The 16,976-nt window shown below is 68.8% G+C and carries 16 protein-coding genes; 5 read left to right on the plus strand and 11 right to left on the minus strand.

What is annotated here, in order from left to right; genetic code table 11:
* Positions 1 to 2 precede the first annotated feature (2 nt).
* Positions 3 to 2,726, plus strand: a complete 2,724-nt coding sequence (locus ACZ7KI_RS28100; RefSeq protein WP_470276062.1) for an AbfB domain-containing protein — start codon at positions 3 to 5, stop codon at positions 2,724 to 2,726.
* 223 nt (positions 2,727 to 2,949) lie between these two features.
* Here ACZ7KI_RS28100 and ACZ7KI_RS28105 read toward each other — a convergent pair whose 3' ends face one another.
* The gene (locus tag ACZ7KI_RS28105; RefSeq protein WP_470276063.1) at positions 2,950 to 3,732 is read right to left on the minus strand and encodes an MmpS family transport accessory protein; all 783 of its coding nucleotides are present in this window, start codon (positions 3,730 to 3,732) and stop codon (positions 2,950 to 2,952) included.
* 47 nt (positions 3,733 to 3,779) lie between these two features.
* On the opposite strand from ACZ7KI_RS28105, the gene ACZ7KI_RS28110 reads away from it, so the two are divergent.
* Complete coding sequence (locus ACZ7KI_RS28110) at positions 3,780 to 4,529, plus strand: LysR family substrate-binding domain-containing protein (protein ID WP_470276064.1); 750 nt, start codon at positions 3,780 to 3,782, stop codon at positions 4,527 to 4,529.
* On the opposite strand, the gene ACZ7KI_RS28115 is transcribed toward ACZ7KI_RS28110, so the two are convergent.
* From ACZ7KI_RS28115 to ACZ7KI_RS28125, 3 genes are read right to left on the minus strand one after another with little or no spacing between them, the layout of a single operon-like run.
* Positions 4,526 to 4,876 (minus strand): DUF5997 family protein, encoded by a 351-nt coding sequence (locus ACZ7KI_RS28115; RefSeq protein WP_201769679.1) that lies wholly within the window; start codon positions 4,874 to 4,876, stop codon positions 4,526 to 4,528. The two genes, ACZ7KI_RS28110 and ACZ7KI_RS28115, sit on opposite strands and share 4 nt — an antisense overlap.
* Positions 4,877 to 4,926: 50 nt before the next feature.
* Complete coding sequence (locus ACZ7KI_RS28120) at positions 4,927 to 5,967, minus strand: DUF1648 domain-containing protein (protein ID WP_470276065.1); 1,041 nt, start codon at positions 5,965 to 5,967, stop codon at positions 4,927 to 4,929.
* Positions 5,964 to 6,365, minus strand: coding sequence for a GntR family transcriptional regulator (locus ACZ7KI_RS28125; protein ID WP_470276066.1), 402 nt, complete (start codon positions 6,363 to 6,365; stop codon positions 5,964 to 5,966). Before ACZ7KI_RS28125 ends, ACZ7KI_RS28120 begins: the two co-directional genes overlap by 4 nt.
* A 71-nt stretch (positions 6,366 to 6,436) precedes the next feature.
* On the opposite strand from ACZ7KI_RS28125, the gene ACZ7KI_RS28130 reads away from it, so the two are divergent.
* Positions 6,437 to 6,799, plus strand: coding sequence for a hypothetical protein (locus tag ACZ7KI_RS28130; RefSeq protein ID WP_470276067.1), 363 nt, complete (start codon positions 6,437 to 6,439; stop codon positions 6,797 to 6,799).
* Here the strand turns inward: ACZ7KI_RS28130 and ACZ7KI_RS28135 are convergent.
* The gene (locus ACZ7KI_RS28135; RefSeq protein WP_470276068.1) at positions 6,796 to 7,290 is read right to left on the minus strand and encodes a hypothetical protein; all 495 of its coding nucleotides are present in this window, start codon (positions 7,288 to 7,290) and stop codon (positions 6,796 to 6,798) included. The genes ACZ7KI_RS28130 and ACZ7KI_RS28135 overlap by 4 nt on opposite strands.
* A 239-nt stretch (positions 7,291 to 7,529) precedes the next feature.
* Here ACZ7KI_RS28135 and ACZ7KI_RS28140 point away from each other — a divergent pair, with 239 nt between their 5' ends.
* A complete protein-coding gene (locus ACZ7KI_RS28140; protein ID WP_470276116.1) occupies positions 7,530 to 8,666 on the plus strand; it encodes a serine hydrolase domain-containing protein in 1,137 nt (378 codons plus the stop codon).
* Between the two features lie 84 nt (positions 8,667 to 8,750).
* On the opposite strand, the gene ACZ7KI_RS28145 is transcribed toward ACZ7KI_RS28140, so the two are convergent.
* From ACZ7KI_RS28145 to ACZ7KI_RS28155, 3 genes are all read right to left on the minus strand, one after another.
* Positions 8,751 to 9,500 (minus strand): isocitrate lyase/PEP mutase family protein, encoded by a 750-nt coding sequence (locus ACZ7KI_RS28145; protein WP_470276069.1) that lies wholly within the window; start codon positions 9,498 to 9,500, stop codon positions 8,751 to 8,753.
* Complete coding sequence (locus ACZ7KI_RS28150; protein WP_470276070.1) at positions 9,497 to 10,912, minus strand: MFS transporter; 1,416 nt, start codon at positions 10,910 to 10,912, stop codon at positions 9,497 to 9,499. Before ACZ7KI_RS28150 ends, ACZ7KI_RS28145 begins: the two co-directional genes overlap by 4 nt.
* Positions 10,913 to 10,982: 70 nt before the next feature.
* Positions 10,983 to 12,002, minus strand: a complete 1,020-nt coding sequence (locus tag ACZ7KI_RS28155) for a sigma-70 family RNA polymerase sigma factor (protein WP_470276071.1) — start codon at positions 12,000 to 12,002, stop codon at positions 10,983 to 10,985.
* Positions 12,003 to 12,395: 393 nt separating this feature from the next.
* On the opposite strand from ACZ7KI_RS28155, the gene fusA reads away from it, so the two are divergent.
* Positions 12,396 to 14,447: an elongation factor G gene (gene fusA, locus ACZ7KI_RS28160; RefSeq protein ID WP_470276072.1), complete on the plus strand. Its 2,052-nt coding sequence runs from the start codon at positions 12,396 to 12,398 to the stop codon at positions 14,445 to 14,447.
* A 96-nt stretch (positions 14,448 to 14,543) separates the two neighbouring features.
* Here the strand turns inward: fusA and ACZ7KI_RS28165 are convergent, their stop codons facing one another.
* The 3 genes from ACZ7KI_RS28165 to ACZ7KI_RS28175 all read right to left on the minus strand — a co-directional run bounded on the left by ACZ7KI_RS28165 (position 14,544) and on the right by ACZ7KI_RS28175 (position 16,958).
* Positions 14,544 to 15,311 carry a PE-PPE domain-containing protein gene (locus ACZ7KI_RS28165; protein ID WP_470276073.1) on the minus strand — a complete coding sequence of 256 codons (768 nt, stop codon included), beginning with the start codon at positions 15,309 to 15,311 and terminating at the stop codon, positions 14,544 to 14,546.
* A 74-nt stretch (positions 15,312 to 15,385) separates the two neighbouring features.
* Entirely contained in the window at positions 15,386 to 15,736 is a 351-nt protein-coding gene (locus ACZ7KI_RS28170; protein WP_470276074.1) for a VOC family protein, read from the minus strand.
* Positions 15,669 to 16,958 carry an MFS transporter gene (locus ACZ7KI_RS28175; RefSeq protein WP_470276075.1) on the minus strand — a complete coding sequence of 430 codons (1,290 nt, stop codon included), beginning with the start codon at positions 16,956 to 16,958 and terminating at the stop codon, positions 15,669 to 15,671. Before ACZ7KI_RS28175 ends, ACZ7KI_RS28170 begins: the two co-directional genes overlap by 68 nt.
* Positions 16,959 to 16,976 lie beyond the last annotated feature (18 nt).

A 16,976-nucleotide genomic window follows, 5' to 3' on the forward strand; every position in this document is an offset into this window, starting at 1 on the left:
GCATGCACCGAAGAACGGCGCGCGTCCTGAGTGTCGTGGCGGGCCTGCTGGCCGCCGCCACGACGCTCGTTCCCGTCGCCCAAGCCGCTCCCGTCCCGCTCCCCACCCCGTGGACGGACCAGGTCTCACCGTCGAACGCGCTGCCGGAGTACCCGCGTCCGCAGCTGGTGCGGTCGGAATGGCTCAACCTCAACGGGACCTGGGGCTTCACCGGAGCGCCGAACCTGAACTCGCCACCGATCGGCAGACCGCTGAGCGAGAACGTTCTCGTGCCTTACCCGATCGAGTCGATGCTGTCGGGGATCAAACGGCATGAGGACAACATGTTCTACCGCCGTACCTTCACCGTTCCGTCCACATGGGACGGACGACGGGTGAAGCTCAACTTCGGCGCGGTCACCTGGGAGACCAGGGTCTGGGTCAACGGGACGTCGATCGGGAGCCACACCGGCGGCTTCGACGCGTTCTCGTTCGACATCACCCCGGCGCTGAAGGCGGGGGAGAACGAGATCGTCGTCGGCGTCTCGTCGCCGGTCGACGGCAGCCGGTACCCGGTCGGGAAGCAGCGGAAGATCCCCGAAAGCATCTTCTACACGGCGGCGTCGGGCATCTGGCAGACCGTCTGGCTGGAACCGGTCCGGGCCGAGCACGTCACCCGGCTCGACACCACCCCCGACGTCCCCGGCGGCGCGCTCGATCTTGTCGTGCAAGGCACTCCCGGGCAGCAGGCGACCGCCGAAGTCCTCTCGGGCGGTCAAGTGGTCGGCACCGCGAGCGGAACGGTGGGCTCGCATATCCGGGTCCCCGTGCCGAACGCGCGGCTGTGGTCACCGGACGACCCGTTCCTCTACGACCTGCGCGTGCGGTTGCCCGGTGGCGACGTCGTCACGGGCTACTTCGGGATGCGCTCGCTGGGCAAGGCGATGGTGGGCGGCGTGATGCGCCCGCTGCTCAACGGAAAGTTCGTGTTCCAGCTGGGGACGCTGGACCAGGGCTACTGGCCGGACGGCATCTACACCGCGCCGACCGACGAGGCACTGCGGTTCGACCTCGAACGCCAGAAGGCGCTGGGCTTCAACATGGTCCGCAAGCACATCAAGGTCGAGCCCGCGCGGTGGTTCTACCACGCCGACCGGCTGGGGCTGATGGTCTGGCAGGACATGCCCGCACTGGACTCGATCGACGAAGTCCCGAACGGGCACGCGAACTACGAGTCCGAGCTACGGCGGATGATCGAGCAGCACAAGGGCATCACGTCGATCGTGCAGTGGGTCCCGTTCAACGAAGGCTGGGGAGAGTACGAGGCCGGGCGCATCGTGGACCTGGTCCGCTCGATCGACGGCACCCGGTTGATCAACCACAACTCCGGCTCGAATTGCTGCGTGTCCGATCCGGATCCGGGCAACGGTGACGTGATCGACGACCACGCGTATCAGGTCTCCACCGGGACGAGACCGCCGGACGCGCGGCGGGTCGCGGTGCTGGGCGAGTACGGCGGCCTCGGCAGACGCGTGACCGGGCACGAATGGGAGCCAGGCAAGGGCTTCGCGTACGGCGCGCTGTACCCGGACGAGACGTCGCTGACGAACCGGTACGTGGAGATCACCAAACAGGTCGGGCGGTTCGTGCACGGACGCGGGCTTTCCGCGTCGGTCTACACCGAGCCGTACGACGTCGAGAACGAGGTCAACGGTTTCTACACCTACGACCGCCGCGTGCTGAAAATGACCGAGGCGCGGGTACGCGAGATCAACCAGAAGGTGCTCGCCATCGCCAAGGGCACGGAGGTGGGCCGGGGCGAACTCGTGTCGCTGCGGGTCACCAGCGCCGGGTACACCGACCGGTACCTGCGGCACCAGGACGACTTCGTCAGGACCGACGTTCTGGGTGAGGGCAGCGCGGACGTCGGCAAGAAGGACGCGACGTTCTGGGCCCGCCAGGGTCTCGCGGACGCGTCGTGCCTGTCGTTCGAATCGCGGAACTATCCCGGGCACTTCCTGCGGCACGCGTCGTCACGGATCCGGAAGGACGCGAACGACGGTTCGGCCCTGTTCGCCGCGGACGCCACGTTCTGCGCGCGGGAGGGCGCGGGCGGTACGGCGCTGGAGTCGTTCAACCAGCCCGGCGCGTACATCCGCCACTACGCCGAGACCGTTTATCTCGCGCGCAGCGGCGGGGCGAACCCGTGGGACACCCCGGTGAGTTTCGCGGCGGACACGACGTGGGCGTCCTCGGTCCCGCTGTGGCGCAGCGGCGCCGACCTGCCGCTGGACCAGACGCGCTCGTTCCGGGTGACCACGCCGGGCTACACCGACCGCTACCTGCGGCACCGTGACGGCCTCGCGCGGACGGACGTGGTGAACGCGTCGAGCGCGGCGTTGCTGAAGGCGGACGCGACGTTCGTCGTGCGGCGCGGGCTCGCGGACCCGTCGTGCTACTCGCTGGAGGCGCGGAACTATCCGGGCCAGTTCCTGCGGCACGCGGACTTCCGGGTCCGCCTCGCCCGGAACGACAACACCGACCTGTTCCGGAAGGACGCGACGTTCTGCGCCCAGCCAGGAGCCGGTGGAGTACGGCTGGCGTCGGTCAACGAACTGGGCACGAACATGCGGCACTACGCCGAGGAGGTCTTCGTCGCCACCAGCGGCGGTGGCCACCCGTTCGACAACCCGGTCTCGTACGACCAGGACGTGACCTGGGCGGTCTCGGCGGCCTGGGCTCCGTAACCGCCTCATGCGTGGAGTGTGGTGCCCGCGTCCATGAAGGAATTGGGACGTTGAGTTGAGTGTCCCGATTCCTTCATGGACGAACCGGGGTCGACCCGTGTCGTCAGGGTCGTCGCCACGAATTGGCGACGTACGGGTGAAGGACTCCTTGAGGGACTCAGAGTCCCTCAAGGAGTCCTTCACGGCCTGGCCGTTACCGGGTTCACCCGCCGTGGGCAGGTCATCAGCCGCAGCTCACCACGGCGTAGGCACCGGAGCTGCTGTTCTCGGCGACGGTGGTGCCGTCGCCCCGGCTGATCCGACAGGTGATGGTGCCGCCACCTGCGTTCTGTGCGTTCATGTTGATTCCGACAGCCGAATCTTCGGACTCGATGGTCTTGGACCATTTCTTGCCTTTGATGTTCGTCTCCTGGGAAATGTTGAAGCCGGGCTTCAGGTAGGTGACGGACGAGATGCCTGATCCGGTGGTGCTCACGCTATAGGTGATCTTGCGTGCTTTGCTCGCCTCTTCGTCGTCCGCTTTCCGCTGGGCGATCGCGGCTTCGGACGACTTCCGCTCCGCCTCCGATGAGCGGCTGGACGACTCGGCGAACGATCGCGAAACGGACTGTTGGGCGGCTTCGGCCGCAGAGCTCACCGAGGCAGCGACAGCGGGATCTGTAGTGGTCACGGCGGGCGCGCTGGTCAAGGCCGATCCGCTGGCCACTGTGCGCCCAGGGTTATCGGTCTTGCCGCCGTTGGCCACCGCGGCGATCAGCAGGACCGCGACGACGGCGCCGGTGACCCAAGGCCATTTCTTCCGCTTCTTCGAAGGTTCCGGAGCAGGTGGCATCGTGGGCGGAAAGCTCATCTGAGTCGCTCGTTTCGTTTTCAGCGCCCCCCGCGGACGCCTTCCACCACGAGTCGAGCCGTTCGCGAACCCTGTTACCCGGACTGCCGAAAACAGGCCGAAAGACCTAAGGGATGCGTGGAAATGAGGGATCCCGAGCGCCGCGAAGACCGTCACCACCGGCCCCGGAGGCCGCCGCCGATACTCCCGGTAACCTTGCCCCCATGACCGGCCCGGACGTACCTCTCTCCTTCAAGCTCGCGTACGTCCCCGGCGTGACGCCCTCGAAGTGGGTCCGGATCTGGAACGAGCGGTCGCCTGACGTGCCGCTCGAACTCGTCCAGACGACCGCCGCCGAGGCCGCCGCGCTGGTCCGGGACCGCGAGGTGGACGCCGTCCTGCTGAGGCTCCCGATCGATCGCACCGGCCTGCACGCGATCCCGCTCTACACCGAGACCACGGTGGTCGTCGTTCCCAAGGATCACCTGGTCGCGGCCGCGGACGAGGTTTCCGTCGACGACATCGCCGACGACGTCGTGCTGCACCCGCTCGACGACACACTGGACTGGGAGCGGCCGCCGGGGAAACCCGCGCTGGATCGCCCGGCCACGACGGCGGACGCCATCGAACTGGTCGCCGCCGGGGTCGGGCTCCTCGTCGTCCCGCAGTCCCTCGCGCGGCTTCATCACCGTCGCGACCTGACCTATCGCCCGATCTCCGGCACGCCCGAATCCGGCGTCGCGTTGTCCTGGCCGGAGGACGAGACCACCGACCTGATGGAACAGTTCATCGGGATCGTCCGTGGCCGGACGGTCAACAGCACCCGGGGGCGGCAGCAGACCCCGGAAAAGCAGACTCAGGAAAAGCAGAAGCAGGCTCCGGCGAAGAGCAAGCGCCCCCAGACCGCCGGCCGGAAGCCGCAGCCTGGGAAGCGCGGGGCCCCCAAAGGCGGGAAGCGGCGCCGCCGCGGCTAGTTCTCGCTACGGGCGGCCTTGACGCGCGCCTCTTCCTTGCGGACCTCGGCGTGGGTCTCGCGCTCCCGCTTCAGCCAATCCGGGGCGGCGGTCTTGATCTCTTCGATCTGCTCGGTGGTGAGGGCCTCGGTGATCCCGCCTCGTGCCAGGCCACTGATGGAAATGCCCAGCTTCGCCGCGATGACCGGACGCGGATGCGGCCCGTTGCGGCGCAGCTCGCGCAGCCACTCGGGCGGCTCGGCCTGCAACGCGTTCAGTTCGTCGCGGGAGACGACACCCTCCTGGAACTCCGCCGGGGTGGCCTCCAGGTAAACACCCAGCTTCTTCGCCGCTGTCGCGGGCTTCATCGTTTGAGGGGTCTTGTGCGACGTCATTGCCTCAGGGTAACGCCCTGTGATCAGGCGCCCTTCTCGGGCAGCGTGACGATGCCGAGCCCGGTGAGCACACCGAGCACGGCGACCGCGGCGAGTACCACCCAGGCGATCGGATGCCCGAGGTTGAGCGTCCAGTACGTGCCGACCCGCCGGTGCACCAGCAGCGCCGGATCGTTCCGGTTCAGATAGACCATTCCGGCCGCGTGCCAGTAGCGGTCGTCGTCGCGCTGTTCGTACCGGGTTTCCGGTGCGTCGCCCGCCGGGGACAGCCGGTGCCCGGCGTCGCCGGTCCGGATGGCGAAGACGATCCACGCGAGAAACGCGGCGGCCAGCGGCAGATAGCCGACGATCGTGATCGCCACGGTCTCCTCGAAGACGCCCCAGCGCCGCAGAGAAACGACGAGCAGGGTCGTGGCGACGCAGCCGGCGGAGATCAGCACCAGGCTGAGGACGCCATGAAGGTATTCGCGGTACCGGACGGCCGACCGTGCCGGCCCGGCCGCGTCGATTTCGGGCCGGGCACGGGAGATCGCGACGGCCAGCAGCGCGACCAGCGCCACGATCAGGAATTGCGCGAAGACGGTGGAGTGGTCCTCCGCGCCCACGACCGGGCCGATGACCGCGGTGATCGCCGAGATTCCGGCGGCGGGCGCCAGGAGAATCCACTGTGGACGCACCGGGTCGGCGCGCAGCGACGTGTCGGCGACGACCGCTTGCCGCGTCCCGGCGTACCATCCGCCATCCCGTTTCGCGGCGACGATCGCCCGGTGTGCCCGGCTTCCGAGCAGTGAGCAGACCACGAGGAACGCGATCAGGACGACGTCGATTCGCGGTGTCCAGCCGAAAACCGGCAGGAGCATCACGGCGACGATGGCGAGAGCGACGGCGGCCATGAGGTCTCGGTTGTACCGGCGCCGGACCTGGGCCACGACGGAATCTTCGGTGCGCCCGGCCGGAATCCGGACGCCGAACGGAAGGGTCGGCCGGGCCAGTGCGGGAGCCGAGCCGAAGGCCGCCCCGACGAACGCGATCAGGGCGAGGTTCAGCCAGATCGGCGTGGTCATGGCCGGGCCCCGCCTTTGACGGCGAACGCGTCCAGCACGGTCTCGCACCGGCCGGTCACCTCACGCGGTGTCAGGCCGAGCGCGACGCCCTCGGCGAGCAACGTGCGGAGCCGCTCCTGCCACTCGTCCGCGTAACCGTCCTCGGCCGGACCGGTGGCCGCGTCCCGCCGGACGACGGCGCCGGTCTTGCGGTTGATCCGGATGAACCCCTGCGTCCGCAGCAGATCGTAGGCCTTGTTGACGGTGTGGAAGTTGATCCCGAGGTCGGCGCCGAGCTGCCGGGTGGAGGGCAGGGTGCTGCCCTCGGTCAGCACGCCGTCGGCTATCGCTTCGACGATCCGGTCGCGGATCTGCTGGTAGATCGGCACCTCGCTGTCGAGGTCAAGTGTCAGCAGCACAAGATCAGGATATCTGCTATACACTTGCTATAACAACTACAACAGCTAGAAATAGACAGAAGGTGGTCGGGATGGCGACGATGGACATCGCCGGTGGCGGGTTGCGCGTGAGGTTCACGGCATGGGAACGGTTGGCCGTGTTCCGTGATGAGGTGGTGGTTCCGCCGTCGGCGATCAAGGCCGTCGAGCGGGTCGAAGCGCCGTTGAGGCGGACGCGCGGAGGGCGCGCCGGATTCCTGGTCAGCGGCGTGGTGAAGGTGGGCCACTGGGGCCTGGGGACAGGATCGCGGCAGCTGGTTTCGGTTCGCGGGAGGGTGCCGGCGTTGCGGGTCGAGATCGACCGCTCCGCCGCTGGGCTGAACTTCGACGAGTTGCTGATCAGTGCGCCGAACGCGGCCGAGGTCGCCGACGCGCTTTCGCCGGTCGACGCCTAGAGGTAGTCGAAGAACCGGTCCCACCACGACGGCGGCCGGTCCGGGGGATAGAGGGTGTCGAAACCGCTGATGCCGGTGTACTTCGTCCACAGCGGATGTTCGGAGACGGGCAGGTAGCCGAGTGCTTCCAGTTCGTCTTCGATCCGTCTTCGTTCCGCCGCGGGGAAGAAGTGTCGTTCCTCGTCCTCGTCGTAACTGCCGGGATTTCCCAGTGTCACCGCGACGAGGCCGCCGAAGTTGCTGACCGTGACGGTCAGATGGTCCGGTGCCGAGGTCGCGCTCGCCGGGATCACGATCCTGCCGAGGTGGCTGGCGTCCTGGACGTGCCGGTCGACTTCGCAGACGCAGTCGAAGCGTCGGCCGAGCCGTTGGGCCAGTCGCTCGAATCGAGCCCGTTCGGCGGGTCCGTCGAAGTCGTGTGGCACCTCCCAATGGCCGGGTTCATCGAGCTCGCGCAGCATCGCCCAGGTCTGCTGCTCGTCGAGGGGCATCGTCGCCTCCCGGCCTCAGGTGGTCTAGTCCACTTACCGAACTGAACCTTAACCAGCCGGATCCCGCGCGGACAATGGTGGGACGAATTCTGGACCGAAAAAGTTTTCCGGAAGCAGGGGTAGCGCCAGCGCTACCCGGAATCCGGTAGACCGCACTCCTGATCTTCGTGCCTGAATCGACCATCGTCGTCTGTGTGGATCCGGCCGACGAAGGAGTGCGAATGACGAGCAAGACCACCATGACGGTGCGCAGGGGAGTCGTGGTCCTGACGGTGGCGGGGCTGATGGGTACCGCGTGGACCACCGCGGCACAGGCGGGCCCGCCCCAGGGATCCGAGCTGCGGAAGAGCCTCGACGCGCTGGTGAGCCAGGAGAAGTTCCCGGCGGCGCTGGCGTCGGTGACCAACCGGGGCCGCACGACGTCGCTGGTCGCGGGTTCTTCGCGGATCGAGCGTCAGGTCCCGGTCCCGCGCGACGGTTCGGTCCGGGCCGGCAGCAACACCAAGACGTTCACCGCTGTCGCCGTCCTCCAGCTGGTGGCGGAAGGCAAGGTGGAACTGGACGCGCCGATCGAGAAGTACCTGCCGGGACTCGTGCGCGGCGAGGGCATCGACGCCACCAAGATCACCATCCGGCAGCTGCTTCAGCACACCAGCGGGCTCCCGAACTACACCGAGCACATCGGGGTGCAGGAGTTCGAGACGCTCCGGCACAGGTTCTTCCAGCCGCACGACCTGCTCGCCGCGGCACTGGCCCATCCGGCGAAATTCGCCCCCGGCACCAAATGGGAGTACAGCAACACGGGATACCTGCTGGCGGGCATGGTGATCGAGAAGGTGACCGGGCGCCCCGTGCAAGAACAGATCACCGAGCGCGTCATCAGGAAGGCCGGCCTGGAGCACACCTATTGGCCGCAGGTCGGCGACCAGACCATCCAAGGGCGTCATCCGCAGGGTTACGCGATCGGCAGCGCCGCCACCGGCGTGGTGGTCGACGCGACCGAGCTGGACCCTTCCTGGGGCGGTGCGGCCGGTCAGCTGATCTCGACGCCGAGCGACCTCGCGAAGTTCTTCCGCGTGCTGCTCGACGGCCGGTTGCTCCCGCGCGAGCAGCTGGCCGAGATGCGGAAGACGGTGGACGCCCCGCTGTTCCCGGGGAGTCGCTACGGCCTCGGCCTGGTGAGCAACCCGCTCAGCTGCGGTGGCGTGTACTGGGGCCACGGCGGGGACATCCACGGGTTCGAGACGCGCGGCGGGGCCACCGAAGACGGCCGGACGGTCGGGCTGGCGGTGACCGCGATGCCGGGAACCTTCGGTGACGCCGAGCGGGGCGCGACGGCCGTGATGGCGACGGTGGACACCGCGTTCTGCAAGTGAGCGAGTGAGCACTGCCGACAGTGCCCGGCACGGTCGTGAGTGGCGATTCGGGTTAGAACACGAATCGCTACTCACGACCCGCGCTCAGCCTTCCAGCTTCGCGATGGCCTCTTTGAACCCCGCCAAGGCCGCGCGATAGAAGCGGGGGCCGTAGGAAACCCGCGCCACGCCGAGGTCCCGGAGCGCGGCCAGGTCCAGTTCGTCTCCGACGTTCCCGTTCACCGGGCAGCCGAGTTCGGTGACCAGTGCGGCGAGGTCGTCCCGCCGTCGCACGCCGATCGGGTACACGCAGTCGGCACCGGCCTCCCGGTAGAGCCTGCCTCGCCGGACGGCCTCGGCGAGCCTGTCCTGCTCGGGAATCCCGCGGTCACCCAGGAACGTGTCGACCCGGGCGTTGACGACGATCGGGACGCCCGCGTCGGTCGCCGCGGCGCGGATGTCCGCGAGCCGCTGGGCGTGCTCGTCCGCGTCGGCCAGCCCACCCGAGGAGTGATCGGTGTCCTCGAGGTTGCAGCCGACGGCGCCGGTCTCCAGCAGCCGGTCCACGAATTCCCGCGGTGCCAGGCCGTATCCCGCTTCCGCGTCCACGGTGACCGGCAAGGAGACCGCGCGGGCGACCCGGCCCGCCGCCGCGAACATCTCTTGCCACGGCGCGCCTTCGCCGTCGGGGTAGCCGAGCATCGCCGACACGGCGGCACTGGCGGTGGCGATCGCGGGGAAGCCCGCCTCCGCCACGACCTCGGCGCTCGCCGCGTCCCAGACATTAGGCAACACGAGCATTTCCCCGCTGTGCAGGCCGCGGAGCGTCTCGGCGCGAGCGTTCAGGTCGGTCATCGGTTTCCTCCTCGATCGGTACCGGCCAGGGCGGGTGCCCGCGGTGTTTCGGCCGGTCGCCTTCCCGGCATGCCCAAGGCGACCAGCATGCCGGTGAAGGCGAAGGCGACGACAGCGCCCATCGCCGCCGAGAACCCGCCGCCGAATTCCTCTGGTGACACGTGGCTGCCGGCACCGGTGAAGACGGCGACCGCCACCGCCACGCCGAACACCCCGCCGAAGATCCGCAACATCATGAACGCGCCGGACGCCTGCCCGATTTCGGGCGGCCGCACGGCACCGACGACCGAACGTTGCGCGGCCGGCATGGCCGAGGTGATGCCGACACCGCTGACGATCAGTCCGGGCAGCAGGGTGGCGTAGCTCGTGCCGGGCCCGGCGACCAGGACGATCCAGCCCATGCCGATGGTCTGGAGCAGCAGTCCCGCGGCCACGAACGTGCGCGCGCTGTACTTGTCGGCCAGTTTGCCCGCGAAAGGCGCACAGATCATCAGGGTCGCGGTCCACGGCATGAGCCGCAGTCCCGCTTCGAACGGCCCGAAACCCTGTGCGGTCTGGAAATACTGCGGCAGGAAGAACAATGTGCCGTACAGCGAGGCGAAGACGCAGAAGTTCGCCGCGTTGGCCGTGGAGAAGGCCCGCAGCCGGAAGAACCGCATCGGCAGCATCGGGGCTTCGCTGTGGCGTTCCCAGAACACGAAGGCGATGACCAGTACGACGCCGAGTATCAGCGCGCCAAGGACCTCGGCGCTGCCCCAGCCCGCGAGGTTCCCCCGGACCAGACCCCACACGATGCCGAGTGATCCAAGCGTCATCAGGACGACGCCGCCCTGGTCCAACCGGTTGTTCGGGCCGGCGCTCTCGTCGACGCGGCGAAGCGTCAGCAGGACGGCGGCGACGCCGATCGGCAGGTTGAGCCAGAAGATCCACTGCCAGGCCAGTCCCTCGGCGATGACGCCGCCGATGAACGGGCCGCTGAACGTCGCCAGCCCGGTGAGCCCCAGGTAGAGCCCCATCGCCTTACCGCGCTGTTCAGGCGGGAAGATCGCGCTGATCAGGGTGAGTGACAGCGGCAGCACCATCGCGGCGCCGACGCCCTGCACGGTGCGCGCGACGATCAGCGTGCCGATGTCCGTCGACATCGCGCAGCCCACCGAGGCGAGCGTGAACACCGTGAGGCCGGTGACGAACATGCGGCGGCGGCCGAACCGGTCACCGAGTGCCGCCCCGGTCAGCAGCAGGACCGCGAAACTCAGGTTGTAGGCGTTGACGGTCCATTCGAGTTGTTCGATCGAGGCCGAGAGATCCCGGCGGATGGTGGTCAGCGCCGTCGTCACGACCTGGCTGTCGAGCGCCATCATGAACGACGCCAGTGAGGCGAGTGCCAGCACCCACGCCTGTTTGGGGGTCAAGATTTCTCCTTGGTTTTCGGGCATGACGGGGCGCACGCCCGTCGGGGCGTGGCCAAGGGGGCGGGAAAGGTCAGTCGCGCAGCGAGCGGGGAAGCCCGAACACCGCGAGCAGCGAGTTGTCGAGGAACCGGGTCACCGCGGTGATCCGGTCGCCCGCGAGTTCCAGCACGAGAACGCCGTGCGCGTGGCAGATCGGCGTCCTCGGGTCGCGGACGTAGCAGCCGAAGGCGGGCTGGCCGTTCGCGCGGGTCGGGATCAGCGAGTACCGGCGGTTGTCGCGAAGCGCGACGGTCGCCAGGAAGTGCCCGACCGCGTCCGGGCCTTGGTACTCCAGGGGGAGCGGCGGCATCGTCAGCCAGGCGTCGTCGGTCAGCAGCGCCACGATGGCCTCGACGTCACCGATCTCGAAGGCGCGGGCGAACTCGTCGACGATCCGGCGTTCTCGCGGCGAATCCGGTAGGGGAGCGGTCTCCCGTCCGCCGTCCGGCATCTCCTTGGCCAGCGCCGTGCGCGCCCGGTTCAGCGCGCTGGTCACGGCGTTCTCGGTGGTGTCGAGCATCCCCGCCACCTCGGCGGCGCGGAACCCGAGGACATCCCGCAGCACGAGTACCGCCCGCTGTTTGGGCGGTAGCTGCTGGAGCGCCGCCAGGAACGCGAGCGAGATCGACTCCCTGGCCTCGTAGCGCGCCTCCGGCCCGGGCACCTGATCGGCGATCTCGTCGAGCAAGAGGTCGGGGTAGGGCTCCAGCCAGCTCGGTTCCGGGCGGCGGCGCGACGGCTCTGGCAACGGGACCTCCGGTCGGTAGGCCGCGTAGTCGTGCGGGCGGCGATCGACGGCCCGCAGCGCGTTGAGACAGCGGTTGGTCGCGATCCGGTACAGCCAGGTCCGCACCGACGCGCGTTGTTCGTACGCGTCGATCCCGCGCCACGCGGCCAGGAGTGTCTCCTGCAGCAGGTCCTCCGCGTCCTGGACGGAGCCCAGGATGCGGTAGCAGTGCACCTGCAGCTCACGGCGGTACGGCGCGACGAGGTCGCGGAACGCCGCGCCGTCACCGGTCTTCGCCAGGGTCAGCAGTTCGTCCGCCCGCATGCCCGGCTCCTTCCTCCTGATGGTGTCTCTCGAAGGGATGGACACCGCCGCCGCCGGAAACTGGTCGGTCCTCGCCCAGTTTCCTCCGAACCCGCGGAAAACCCGTAGGCGATCCACTTCTCCGGTGGCTATATTCGGCACGAATCATCCCGGCGAGGAAGGACAGGACCGTGCGTCATCACAACGCCGTCGTCGTCCCCTCGGCTCGGTACGAGGTGATCCTCGTGTCTCCGCGCGTCCGGTGCCTGCCGCGCGGCTAGCACCGGCCCCTTGGTGAACGCCTGACTTTTTCGCGCCTTCTCCCCGTTGCCCCGCAACGGCGAGGGCGCCTGTCCGCGTTCGCCGGAATCGCGCCGTCGGAGTTTCCGGAGACCACCTCGAAAGGCCTGCGCCATGCGCACCGACCCGCACCGTGTCCCCCTGTCCGCCGTCCGGAACCTGGGCATCCTCGCCCATGTCGACGCGGGCAAGACCACCCTCACCGAACGGATCCTGTACGTCACCGGCACCACCTACAAAAGGGGTGAGGTCCACGACGGTACGACCGTGACCGACTTCGATTCCCAGGAGCGAGACCGTGGCATCACCATTTTCGCCGCCGCCGTCAGCTGTTCGTGGGACGGTCATCGCGTCAACCTGATCGACACCCCCGGCCACGTCGACTTCTCCGACGAGGTCGAACGGTCGCTCCGGGTGCTCGACGGCGCGATCGCGGTGTTCGACGGCGTCGCCGGGGTCGAACCGCAGAGCGAATCGGTGTGGCGCCAGGCCGACCGGCACGGCGTACCGCGGATCGCGTTCGTCAACAAACTCGATCGCGCGGGTGCCGACCTGGACGCGGCCGTCGAGTCCATCCGGGAGCGGCTGCATCCGCGTCCGCTGGTGGTCCAGTTGCCGATCGGCGCCGAAGACGGTTTCGTCGGCGTCGTCGACCTGCTGCGGATGCGGTCGCTCGTCTGGGCCGACGGTGCCGAGACGGCCGAGGAAGGCCCGGTTCCGGAGTCCCTTGTGGACGAAGCGAATCGGCGTCGTCGTCAGCTCGACGAGAGTGTCGCGGAGCTCCATCCTGCCGCGCTGCAGGAGTTCTGCGACTCGTCGACGGTTTCGACGGAGACGCTGGTCTCGGCGCTGCGTGAGCTGACCCGCACCGGGGACGGCCTCGTGGTGCTGTGCGGTTCGGCCTACCGCAACCGCGGGGTGGAGCCGTTGCTGGAAGCCGTGGTGGCGTACCTGCCGGCGCCGACGGATGTCCCGCCGGTCCGAGGTGAGTACGAAGGCACGGCACAGGAACGGCCTGCCGATCCGTCGGCGCCGTTCGCGGCGCTGGTCTTCAAGGTGACCTCGACCGCCACCGGGCGGTTGACGTACCTGCGGGTGTATTCGGGCACGATCCGGACTTCGGAGGCGGTGATGGACGTGGGCAGCGGGCGCGGTGAACGCGTCGGCCGCATCCTGCGGGTACAGGCGGACCGGCACACTCGGGTGGACAGTGCCGTCGCGGGCGACATCGTCGCGGTGGTCGGGCTGAAGGCGGCCCGTGCCGGCGCGACGCTGTGCGCGCCGTCGGATCCACTCCTGCTCGAGCCGCCCGTCGCCGCCGATCCGGTCGTCTCGGTCGCCGTCGAGGCACGGACGGGAACCGACACGGAACGGCTGATGTCGGCGCTGGCGCGGCTGGTCGAGGAGGACCCGTCGCTGGTCATCCGGGCCGAGCGCGAGACCGGCCAGACCCTGCTGTCGGGCATGGGAGAACTGCACCTGGAGGTGGCGGTGGAGAAGATCCGGCGCGACCACGGGCTGGATGTCGCCGTCGGACGGCCTCGGGTCGCCTACCGTGAGACGGTCGCTCGCGGCGTGTCCGGTTTCGTCTACCGGCACGTCAAACAGGACGGTGGCGCCGGGCAGTTCGCCCACGTCGTCATCGACACGGAACCGCTGGCGGAAGGGGAATTCGAGTTCCGGTCCACTGTGGTCGGTGGCCGGGTGCCGCGCGAATACGTCCGCGCGGTCGAAGCGGGTTGCCGGGACGCGCTGGCGGAAGGCCCGCTCGGCGGGCATCCGGTGACGGGTGTCCGAGTCACGCTGACCGACGGGGCCACCCACTCGAAGGACTCGTCGGAGATGGCGTTCCGGACGGCCGGGCGGTTCGCGCTCCGGGCGGCTTTGGCCGCCGGCACGATGACACTGCTGGAGCCGGTCGTCGAAGTGACCGTCACCGTGCCCGAAAGCGCCGTCGGCGTGGTGCTCGGCGACCTGGCCGCCCGCCGCGGCCGGGTGCTGGGTTCGACGTCGCGCGCGGGGACGACCGTGGTCACCGCGACCGTGCCGCTGGCCGAACTGTTCGGCTACGCGACGCGGCTGCGCAGCCGGACCCAGGGCCGGGGCACGTTCACCGCCCGGCCGATCGGTCACGCTCCCGCACCCGAGGGGCAGCAGGTCCGCTGAGTCGACGATGGCCCGTCCACGACATTGTGGGCGGGCCATCGCCCGAACCGCTGTCACCCGGTGATCGGGCACCGGGTGACAGCCGTCTTCAGCCGGTCACGCCGTAGGCCACGGCGGACGGCAGTTCTGCCGCGGCAACGCGTGCGAACCGTTGGTGTACACGCCGTCCGCGATCGTGTCCTCCATGATCGAGCGGTGATCCGTGAGGCGGGCCCACTGGTAACACTGGTGCTGGGCGAAATACCCGCCCGGCGCTTCGATGGTGTCGAAGTGGCAGACACCGTCGGTCTCGATGCAGTAGCGGATGAACGGGATACCGCCGAACTCGGTGCGGCCGGGCCCGAACGACACGTAGCCGCCGAACGGCGACGGCGCCCCTGCCCCCGGCGGGAGTACCGCGCTGATCCCGCGTCCCGGCGGACCGACGGGCTGCATCGGATCCGCGAAGATCTTCGCGCTGAACCGCGACTTGTCCACGCCCAGGTTGCCGTCGGCGATGTCGTTCAGCACCAGGTTCGCGACCAGGGCGCCCTGTGAGTAGCCGACGACGGTGAACTCCGCACCCGGGTTCTCGTCGAAGGAGCTCTGGACCACGCGACGGGCTTCTTCGTGCCCGCGCGCGACGCTCTGGTCCATCGGCGTCTGGTCGCAGTTGGGCAGTCCGGCGGCCCCGGCCGGGTAATGGACGACCTTCCGGATCCCGCCCCGCAGCCAGGCGTCGTTGTACACGGTCGCGGCACCGTCGCAGGTGCCGCCGATGAGGATGTAGTAATGCGCCTGGTCTGCCTGGGCTGACGACGCGGTGACGCCGATCAGCCCGGCGGCCAGCGCGGCCGCCGCCAGGACCCCCCTGAGTTTCTTCATGCATCGTCCCTTCGTTCGATTACGGTGCGTGTTCGAACGTTAGGGACGCGTCATGAAATTCTGATGAAACGACTTCAGCGATGGGCCAGCACGTTGATCACGTGGCCGTCGGGGTCACGCATGAAGAACCGCCGCACACCCCACGGTTCGTCAGTCAGTTCGTGCACGATTTCGGCACCGGACGCCTTCGCCTCCTCGTACGCCGCGTCGACGTCGTCGACCTGGATCGAAGCGGCCGGGACGACGGGTGCCGTCTCGTCATGGGTCATCAGGCTCAGCTGGACCTCGGGCCGGTCCGGGTCGGCCAGTGTCACGATCCAGCCGTGATCCATCACCACTTCGAAGCCGAGCACTCGCTCATAGAAGGCTTTCGTCTGCTCCAGCGACTTGCTCTCCAGATTGGGAACCACCCTCTTGATCGTCATGCGCCGATACTGGCACGAGGGTCCGACGATTTCGGGGGAGCAGGAGCGGCGTCGCGAGCATGAGCAGTCCGGCGATCCCGACCGCGGCGCGCGGGCCGGTGAAAGCGGCCAGCAGTCCCCACAGCGCGGTCAGGGCCGCGGTGGTGAGCTTGCCGGCGATCGACCAGGCCGACAGCGTGCGCGCCGCGCGGTCGAGGGGCACCTGTTCGAGCCTGGTGGTGGCGAGCACCGGGTTGAACACGCCGATACAGGTGATCAGGCAGAGTTCGACGACGATGACCAGGATCAGTCCGGGAACCCCTGGTTGGATGAAGACCAGCCCGACGGGCCAGCAGACGCGCAGCCAACCGGCGACGAAGAGGACACGGTCCCGGCCGTGCCGGGCGACCACGATCCGGGAAAGTCTCGCCCCGATCAGCCCGCCGAGACAGGGCACGGCGAAGGCGACCGCGTACTCCCAGGGAGCGAACCCGAGTTGCCCGAGCATCAGGACGGCCATCAGCGGAGCGGTCGCCATGATCAAGCCGTTGACCACGATCGTGTTGACGAACAAGGGCCGCAGCAACGGATGGGTGAGGATGAACCGCCACCCTTCCCGCAGGTCGCGGCCGGTCAACCGGGGGCCTTCCCGCCTCGCGGGTGGCGGTTCCGAACCGCCGACCGCGCGGATCCCGAGCGCCGACAACAGATAGCTGACCGCGTCGGCGGCGATCGTGATCACCGGCCCGAACAACCCGACGGCGAAGCCGCCGAGCGGCGGGCCGAGCACGGTCGCGGTCCAGGTCGTCGATTCGAAGCGGGCGTTCGCGACGAGCAGGTCCTCGGACGGCAGCAGCGTTTTCAGGAAAGCGCCGCCGGCGGCCAGGAACGTGATGTCGGCCGCCGCGACGACGATCGAAACCGCGAGAAGCTGACCGAAGCCGAGCAATCCCAGCGCGTACGCCACCGGGACGGTCAGCAGCGCCGCGCAGCGGACCAGGTCCATCGCGATCATCACCGGCCGTTTGCGGCGGAACTCGACCCACGGGCCGAGCGGCAGCGCGACCATGGCGCCCGCGACGAGACCGGCGGCCGCCAGCAGCGAGACCTCGGTGGTGCCCGCGCCCAGCACCACGATGGCGATGAGGCTGAACGCGTCGAACGCGAATCTGGTGCCGAACGCGCTCGCCGCGTACGCCGCCCACAACCAGCCGAACCGTCGCCCCAGCGATCTCCCAGTCACCCGCGAGATCAAAGCAAG

This window comes from Amycolatopsis sp. NPDC039088 (assembly GCF_055598845.1).